Raw genomic sequence first — 7,838 nt, 5'->3', positions numbered from 1 at the left:
GCCCTCGGCGCGGCCGCGGTCGGGCGGGGACCAGGGCGCGCCGGGCAGGCCCATCAGTCCGGGCGGACCGTCGGTGGCCAGCATGGTCGGCGCGTACTCCACCGCCGGCGGCTGCGCGGTGGCGGGCGGCTGCGCGGCGGCGGGCGCGCCGGGCAGGCCCATCAGTCCGGGCGGACCGTCGGTGGCCAGCATGGTCGGCGCGTACTCCACCGCCGGCGGCTGCGGCACGGCGGGCGGCTGCTGGACGGCCGGGGGCTGCTGGGCCGCGGGCGGCTGCTGCCCGTGCGGCGGCGCGGCCTGGGCCGGCGGGGTGCTGCCGAGCTTGCGGGTGGACACCGGCGGGGGCATCCGCACGGTGCGGGCGTCCGGCGGGGTGAGCGGCTCCGGCTCCTCCTCGCCGTACTCCTCCAGCTCCCAGCTGGGCGGCGGCGCGAGCATGGTCGGCGCGTCACCGGCCGGGCGGTCGGAGACCGGCGGCGCGGTCAGGCGGGCGGGCACCTCGTCGACGACCGGCGGGACCGGCGCGGGCGGCACCGGCGCGGCGGCCACGGGCGCCGGGAGCACCGGCTCGGGGGCCGGCGCCACGGGCACGGGCGCGGGGGCCGGCACCGGCGCGGGGGCCGGTGCGGGCGCGACGGGCGCCCCGCCGAGCCGGCCCGCCTCGGCCGCGATCGCCTCGGCGGCCGCCTCCTGGACCCACTGCGGCGGGCTGAGCAGGAAGGAGGTCGCCTCCACCGGTCCGGGCAGCGGCTTGGACAGGTCCACCCGCGCCCCGCCGACCGGCCGGCCGTACTGCTCCTGGTAGCGGCGCACCACCTCGTTGACCGGCAGCGGCGGCCACAGCGTGCTCGCCCCGGTGTCCCGGGCGATCACCAGCTTGGCCGCCCCGCCGTCCGAGGACGGGCCGCCGGGCCGGTCCTCCGCCCAGCAGACGTAGCCCAGGTCGAACTCCCGCACCCGCACCTCGCGCTGCTGGAACTGCGGGACTCCGCCGTTGATCCATTCCGTCGCCAGGTCCTCTGCCTGCGCGTACGTCACCATGCCAGGACCGCCTTCACCGTCTCAGCCACTGCCGCTCCCCCGTTCCTCAGCCCATCGGCACGGCGCGCGCGAAGCCGCCGTCCACCATCAGCTCCGCCACCGTCTCCAGCTCCGGCGGGCTCCCGGCCAGCCGGAGCAGGAACTCGTCGAAGGTGTCCCCGCAGGGCAGCAGCAGCCGGGCCACCCGGTCCGCCGCCTCCTCCGGCGCGCCGGTGTCCCGGGCGTCGTCGTACACGCAGTACCAGACCGAGCCGACCCGGTCGCCGCGCACCTTGAGCGCCAGGATGCCGCCCTGGGCGTAGGCGATGCCCAGGTAGTCCTTGGTCAGGTGGTCGCGCAGGCACTTGTTGGCGTAGACCAGGTCCTCGACCCCGTACTCCTCGCACAGCGTCAGGAACGGCTGGTCCAGCAGCATGCCGAGCTCGGTGTCCAGGGCCACGCCGACCGGGCCGCGGCCGCCGGCCAGCTTGAGGAAGGCGCGGTAGGGGCCGGGCAGCCGGTAGCCCAGCCGCTCCTCGGCCGCCTGCAGCAGGTCCTCGGAGACGCTGACCGGGTCGGCGCCCTCCTTGGAGAGCGAGAAGTGCGCGGGCCGGCGGTCCTGCAGCGGGCGGGTGCCGCGCCGGCCGTGGTCGGCGGCCGAGCGGGCCAGCCCGCCGTGGTGCCGCAGCAGCGCCTTGACCTCGACCGGGATCAGCTCCATCCGGCGCCAGCCGGGGGCCGAGCCGCCCACCGCGTGGTGCCAGGTCCAGCCGGCCGGGGTGGCCACGGCGGTCTGCTGGTCGGCCCAGAGCTCGTGGCCCTGGCTGTACAGCGCGGCGTTGGCGGACACGTAGTCGGTCAGCCGCAGTTCGTCCACGCCGAAGTTCTCGGGCGGGTCGGCGACCTCGGCCACCGCTTTGGCGTAGGGGCCGAAGTCGGGGTAGCCGGCGGCGTCCACCCGGACCCCGTCGGGGTACTTGGCCGCCCGCACCGGGTCGGGAAAGTGGACCACCTGACCCGCGTAGGCCGCGTTGGGCGCGGCGGCGGCGCCGGGCCGACCTGTCGTCATCTGCAAGCCCCCATGGCTGAAGCCGGATTGTACCGGGCACAAGGGTATGTGCTCGGGGCTTCGAGCGGTCCCCCCGGCCCGGCACTGATCGGACCCCTGCGTCCGGGCCCCGCACGGGACCCGTTCCGACGGCTGACCGGGGCCGTTGCTGACATCTCGTCAGCAGATCGGCCGACACCCCCGCGTGATCCCCTGTCCGAGCCGTTTGGCAGGCTGACCCCGCAGACCCGTCCGTGACCAGAGAGAGGCAGCGCCGCCGTGGACCTGACCACCGCCCCGCACCCGACCCCGGTCACGCCGCCGCCCCCGCCGCCCGGCGCCCCGCTGCTGCGCCACCACCGGGACAGCCTGCTGCCCACGGTGGCCGCCGCCCTGTCGCTGAAGAACGGCGAGGTGCACACCCTGGTGGGCCGCAAGGCGGACACCCTGCCGCAGCTGCACCCGCTGGTGGACGAGTTCCTGGACCGACTGCCGGTCGAGCAGCGCGAACGGTTCACCGGGCGCTGCCCCGAGGTGGTGCTGCTCTCGCAGTACCTGGACTCGGTGGACGCCGCCCGGTCCAAGCGGGCCGCCAAGAAGGCGCTGACCCTGCACGAGGCCCGCAAGGCGTTCAAGGGCGCCAAGCTGACCACGGTGCGCATCCGCGAGGAGGGCGACCCGGCGCACGGCACGCACGCCCCGCCCTGCCGCTCGTGCACCCCGCTGCTGGAACACTTCACGGTCCTCGGCGTCGCGGTGGCCCCGGCCGGCTGAGCCGCCGGCACCCGACGCAGTCCCCGTCGGAGCTCACGCAGTACCCGCGAAGTACCCGGCGCCCGCGTCCCTGGCGCGCCCGGCCCGGCGGTCCGCCACCGCCGCGAGCCGTCCCTGTCCCCCGACCTCGGAGCACCCGCTGAACGCCACCACCGCCGCCGGTCCGCCCCGCACCACGCCCCGGTTCTCGGCCGATGTCGCCGCCGCCCTCAAGCAGGCCGGCTGGCACCCCGGCCGCTGGGAGATCCGCCGGGCCGAGGACTGGGCCGACCAGCTGCTCGACCACCGCACCAGCGACCAGGTCCCGCACGAGATCTTCCCGGCCGCGATCGAGGCCTGGGCCGAGTTCGGCGGCCTCTTCTTCGAGCTGTCCGGGGCCGGCCGGGAGGTGGCCCGCACCCCGTTCCTGCTGGACCCGCTGTGCGGGCTGCACCAGGCGCGCACCCTGGCCGACCTGGGCCGGGCGCTGGACTGCCGGCTGGCCCCGCTGGGCGAGGAGCAGCAGGGGCAGGCGCTACTGGCGATCGACGAGACCGGGCGGGTGTTCAGCCTGGACCACACCGGCGAGTGGTTCCTGGGCAACGACCTGGACCAGGCGGTCTCGACCCTGGTGCTGGGCACCACACCGCAGCGGCTGCGCTCGATCACCGACCTGGTCTGACCGGCCCGGCCGGCTCAGCGCAGCCGGTCGGCCCGCAGCACCAGCCGGGACGGCAGCAGCGCCTCCACCCGGAACCCGCCGCCGGCCTGCGGCCCGGCGGTGAAGCTGCCGCCCAGCGCCCGCACCCGCTCCTCCATGCCCACCAGCCCGTTGCCGCCGCTGGGCAGCCCGACCTGCTCGCCGCCGTCCGGGCAGTCGTTGGCCACCGCCACCCGCACCCCGTTGGGCAGGTAGGCCAGCAGCACCACCACCGCGGCCCCGCCGGCGTGCTTGTGCGCGTTGGTCAGCCCCTCCTGGACCACCCGGTAGGCGGTCTGCTCCGCCTCGTCCCGGTACGGCTGCCGGTCGCCGCTGACGGTGAGGGTGACCCGCATGCCGGCCGCCCGGGACTGGTCCACCAGTCGGGCCAGCTCGGCCAGCCCGTTGCCCGCCGGACCCGGCGCGGCGTCCTCGTTCATCCGCAGCACGCCGAGGATCTCGCGCAGCTCGTTCAGCGCCTGCCGCCCGGTCTCGGCCATCAGCTTGGCGCTCTGCGCGGCCTTGTCCGGGTCGCGGGCCACGATCCGCTCCAGCGCGCCCGCGTGCACCACCATCAGGCTCACCCGGTGCGCCACCACGTCGTGCATCTCCCGGGCGATCCGGGTGCGCTCCTCCAGCCGGGCGCGCCGGGCCCGCTCGCTGGCCCGCTCCGCCAGCAGGTCGAGCTCGGCCTCCAGGCCCAGTGCCCGGTCGGTGAGCGACTCCACCAGCCGCCGCTTGGCCCCCAGGTACAGGCCGGTGATCACCGGCGGCACCGTCAGGCCGACCGCGACCAGCACCGCGACCAGCGCGAAGACCCAGGTGGCCGGCACCTGCTCGCCGGGCCGCGGCGTGCCGGTGAGGAAGATCAGCAGCATCATCGCGGTGGTCTCCACGAAGACCACCGCGGACAGCGCCACCACCCGGCCCCGGCGCATCGGCCAGTGCCAGGTCGAGGCCAGCGTGAAGAGCGCGACCTCCAGCAGCACGATGCCGAACAGCCCGGGCATCAGCAGGATCGAGACCAGCACCGGCACGGCCGGCCAGCGCCGGCGGACCAGCAGGCTGGCCCCGCCCAGGGCGCCGATCACCGCGGCGGCCACCGCGGCCGCCCCGCCCAGGTGGAAGCTGCCGGTGGCCAGCGACCAGCCGCCCGCCGCGCACTCCAGCGCGGCCAGCGCGGCCAGTGACACGTCCAGGGCAACGCTGCGCCGCCGATCCCACCACCACAACCCGCGGCCCTGCGCGCCCTCCCCAGGCGACAAGCTCATGGAGGCCAGCCTAAGTGAGGGCCCCCGGACGGCCCCACCGACTTCCCCGTTCAAGCCGCGCCCAAGAGCGCCTCCCTAACGTGTCCGCCATCCGGCCACTGCCGCGGACAGCGGGCGGTCGCCACCTATGCTGGTCCGGTCGGACAGCGCGGTCCGCCGTTGCCGTACCCCACCACCCCAGGGAGCCAGCCGTGACCGCTTCGGTCCCCACCTCGGCCGACCACCCGAGTGAGCAGTCCAGCACCGGACTTGCCGCCGACCCGGCCGCCGACAACGCGGCCCTGCGGGCCGACATCCGCCGCCTCGGCGACCTGCTCGGCGAGACGCTGGTCCGGCAGGAGGGCGCGGAGGTGCTCGGCCTGGTCGAGCAGGTCCGCCTGCTGAGCCGCACCGACGGCGCGGCCACCGCCGAACTGCTCGGCGAGATCGACCTGGAGACCGCCGCCAAGCTGGTGCGCGCCTTCTCCACCTACTTCCACCTGGCCAACGTCACCGAGCAGGTGCACCGCGGCCGCGAGTTCGCCGCCCGCCGGGCCCGCGAGGGCTCGCTGCTGGCGCAGACCGCCGACCAGCTGGCGGAGGCCGACCCCAAGCACCTGGCCGACACCCTGGCCCACCTGGCGGTCCGTCCGGTCTTCACCGCGCACCCCACCGAGGCCGCCCGCCGCAGCGTGCTGAACAAGCTGCGCCGGATCGGCGAGCTGCTGGAGCGCATCCACCGCGAGCACGCCGCGGCCGGCCTGTCCGGCGACACCAGCGCCGCCCGGCAGACCTCCGCCAAGCGCAGCGCGGACCGCCGGCTGGCCGAGGTGATCGACCTGCTCTGGCAGACCGACGAGCTGCGGATCGCCCGCCCCGAGCCCACCGACGAGGCCCGCAACGCCGTCTACTACCTGGACGAGCTCTACCGCGAGGCCGTCCCCGAGGTGCTGGAGGAGCTGCACGAGGAGCTGGCCCGGGTCGGCCTCACGCTGCCCGACGGGGTCCGCCCGCTGACCTTCGGCACCTGGATCGGCGGCGACCGGGACGGCAACCCCAACGTCACCCCGCGGGTCACCTGGGACGTGCTCAACCTGCAGCACGAGTACGGCATCAAGGACGCCCTGGCGGCCGTCGACGACCTGCGCAACTCGCTCTCCACCTCGGTCCGACTGGCCGGCGCCTCGGACGAACTGCTGGCCTCGCTGGAGGCCGACCTCAAGCTGCTGCCCGAGCTGAGCCCGCGCTACAAGCGGATGAACGCCGAGGAGCCCTACCGGCTCAAGGCCACCTGCGTGCGGCTCAAGCTGGAGAACACCCGGGACCGGCTGGCCAACGGCACCCCGCACGTGCACGGCCGCGACTACCTGGGCACCCGTCAGCTGATCGCCGACCTGCGGCTGGTTCAGGACTCGCTGCGGGCCCACCGCGGCGGCCTGATCGCCGACGGCCGACTGGCCCGGGCGATCAACACCATCGAGGCGTTCGGCCTGCAGCTGGCCACCATGGACGTGCGCGAGCACGCCGAGGCCCACCACCACGCGCTCGGGCAGCTCTTCGACCGGCTCGGCGAGGAGGCCTGGCGGTACAACGACATGCCGCGCGAGTACCGCCAGAAGCTGCTCGCCAAGGAGCTGCGCTCGCGCCGCCCGCTGGCCCCGACCCCGGCCCCGCTCGACCCGGCCGGCGCCAAGACCCTGGGCGTCTTCACCACCATCCGCGAGGGCTTCGAGCGGTTCGGCGACGAGATCGTGGAGAGCTACATCATCTCCATGTGCCAGGGCGCCGACGACGTCTTCGCGGCCGCGGTGCTGGCCCGCGAGGCCGGCCTGATCGACCTGCACGCCGGGATCGCCAAGATCGGCATCGTGCCGCTGCTGGAGACCACCGACGAGCTGCAGCAGGCCGACCGGATCCTGGAGGAGATGCTCTCCGACCCCTCCTACCGCCTGCTGGTCTCGCTGCGCGGGGACATCCAGGAGGTCATGCTCGGCTACTCCGACTCGTCCAAGTTCGGCGGCATCACCACCTCGCAGTGGGAGATCCACCGGGCCCAGCGCCGGCTGCGCGACGTGGCCCACCGCTACGGCATCCGGCTGCGCCTGTTCCACGGCCGCGGCGGCACCGTGGGCCGCGGCGGCGGCCCCTCGCACGAGGCGATCCTGGCCCAGCCCTGGGGCACCATGGAGGGCGAGATCAAGGTCACCGAGCAGGGCGAGGTGATCTCCGACAAGTACCTGCTGCCCTCGCTGGCCCGGGAGAACCTGGAGCTGACCCTGTCGGCCACCCTGGCCGCCTCGGCGCTGCACACCGCGCCCCGCCAGGCCCCGGAGGAGCTGGCCCGCTGGGACGCCTGCATGGACCAGGTCTCGGAGGCGGCGCACACCGCCTACCGGGCCCTGGTGGAGCAGGAGGACCTGCCGAAGTACTTCTTCGCCGCCACCCCGGTCGACCAGCTGGCCTCGCTGCACCTGGGCTCGCGCCCGTCCCGGCGCCCCGACTCCGGGGCCGGCCTGGACGGCCTGCGGGCCATCCCGTGGGTGTTCGGCTGGACCCAGTCCCGCCAGATCGTGCCGGGCTGGTACGGCGTCGGCTCCGGCCTGGCCGCCGCCCGCGAGGCGGGCCTGGGCGACGTGCTGCCGGAGATGTACGAGAAGTGGCACTTCTTCCGCAACTTCCTGTCCAACGTCGCGATGACGCTGGCCAAGACCGACCTGCGGATCGCCCGGCACTACGTGGAGCAGCTGGTCCCGGCCGAGCTGCGCCACGTCTTCGACCAGATCACCGCCGAGCACGAGCTGACCCTGCGTGAGGTGCTGCGGCTGACCGGCGAGTCGGAGCTGCTGGAGCACAACCCGGTGCTCAAGCAGACCTTCACGGTCCGCGACGCCTACCTGGACCCGATCTCCTACCTGCAGGTGGCGCTGCTGCGCCGGCAGCGCGAGGAGGCCGCGGCCGGCCGCACCGAGGACCCGCTGCGGGCCCGCGCGCTGCTGCTGACCGTCAACGGCATCGCGGCCGGCCTGCGCAACACCGGCTGACGCACCGCCAGGACGCGAACGGCCCC

General features: G+C 75.2%; 5 protein-coding genes and 1 pseudogene. 3 read left to right on the top strand and 3 right to left on the bottom strand.

What is annotated here, in order from left to right:
* Both ACFW1A_RS35835 and ACFW1A_RS35830 read right to left on the bottom strand, forming a co-directional pair.
* A pseudogene (locus ACFW1A_RS35835) lies at positions 1-1,041 on the bottom strand (hypothetical protein); the annotation flags it as partial.
* A gap of 46 nt (positions 1,042-1,087) precedes the next feature.
* A complete protein-coding gene (locus tag ACFW1A_RS35830) occupies positions 1,088-2,089 on the bottom strand; it encodes an SMI1/KNR4 family protein (RefSeq protein ID WP_380416866.1) in 1,002 nt (333 codons plus the stop codon).
* 258 nt (positions 2,090-2,347) lie between these two features.
* Between ACFW1A_RS35830 and ACFW1A_RS35825 the strand changes: the two genes are divergently transcribed.
* Both ACFW1A_RS35825 and ACFW1A_RS35820 read left to right on the top strand, forming a co-directional pair.
* Entirely contained in the window at positions 2,348-2,842 is a 495-nt protein-coding gene (locus ACFW1A_RS35825) for a YwqJ-related putative deaminase (RefSeq protein ID WP_380416861.1), read from the top strand.
* 70 nt (positions 2,843-2,912) lie between these two features.
* A complete protein-coding gene (locus ACFW1A_RS35820; RefSeq protein ID WP_380416869.1) occupies positions 2,913-3,503 on the top strand; it encodes an SUKH-3 domain-containing protein in 591 nt (196 codons plus the stop codon).
* Between the two features lie 14 nt (positions 3,504-3,517).
* Here ACFW1A_RS35820 and ACFW1A_RS35815 read toward each other — a convergent pair whose 3' ends face one another.
* Complete coding sequence (locus tag ACFW1A_RS35815) at positions 3,518-4,792, bottom strand: sensor histidine kinase (protein WP_380416858.1); 1,275 nt, start codon at positions 4,790-4,792, stop codon at positions 3,518-3,520.
* 191 nt (positions 4,793-4,983) lie between these two features.
* Between ACFW1A_RS35815 and ppc the strand changes: the two genes are divergently transcribed.
* Complete coding sequence (gene ppc, locus ACFW1A_RS35810) at positions 4,984-7,812, top strand: phosphoenolpyruvate carboxylase (protein ID WP_380416856.1); 2,829 nt, start codon at positions 4,984-4,986, stop codon at positions 7,810-7,812.
* Positions 7,813-7,838 lie beyond the last annotated feature (26 nt).

The organism is Kitasatospora sp. NPDC058965 (assembly GCF_042741245.1).
In the GTDB taxonomy this organism is placed as follows: Bacteria; Actinomycetota; Actinomycetes; order Streptomycetales; family Streptomycetaceae; genus Kitasatospora.
Note: the sequence above shows the minus strand (reverse complement) of the source record. Positions and strands in the feature narration are given on the sequence as shown.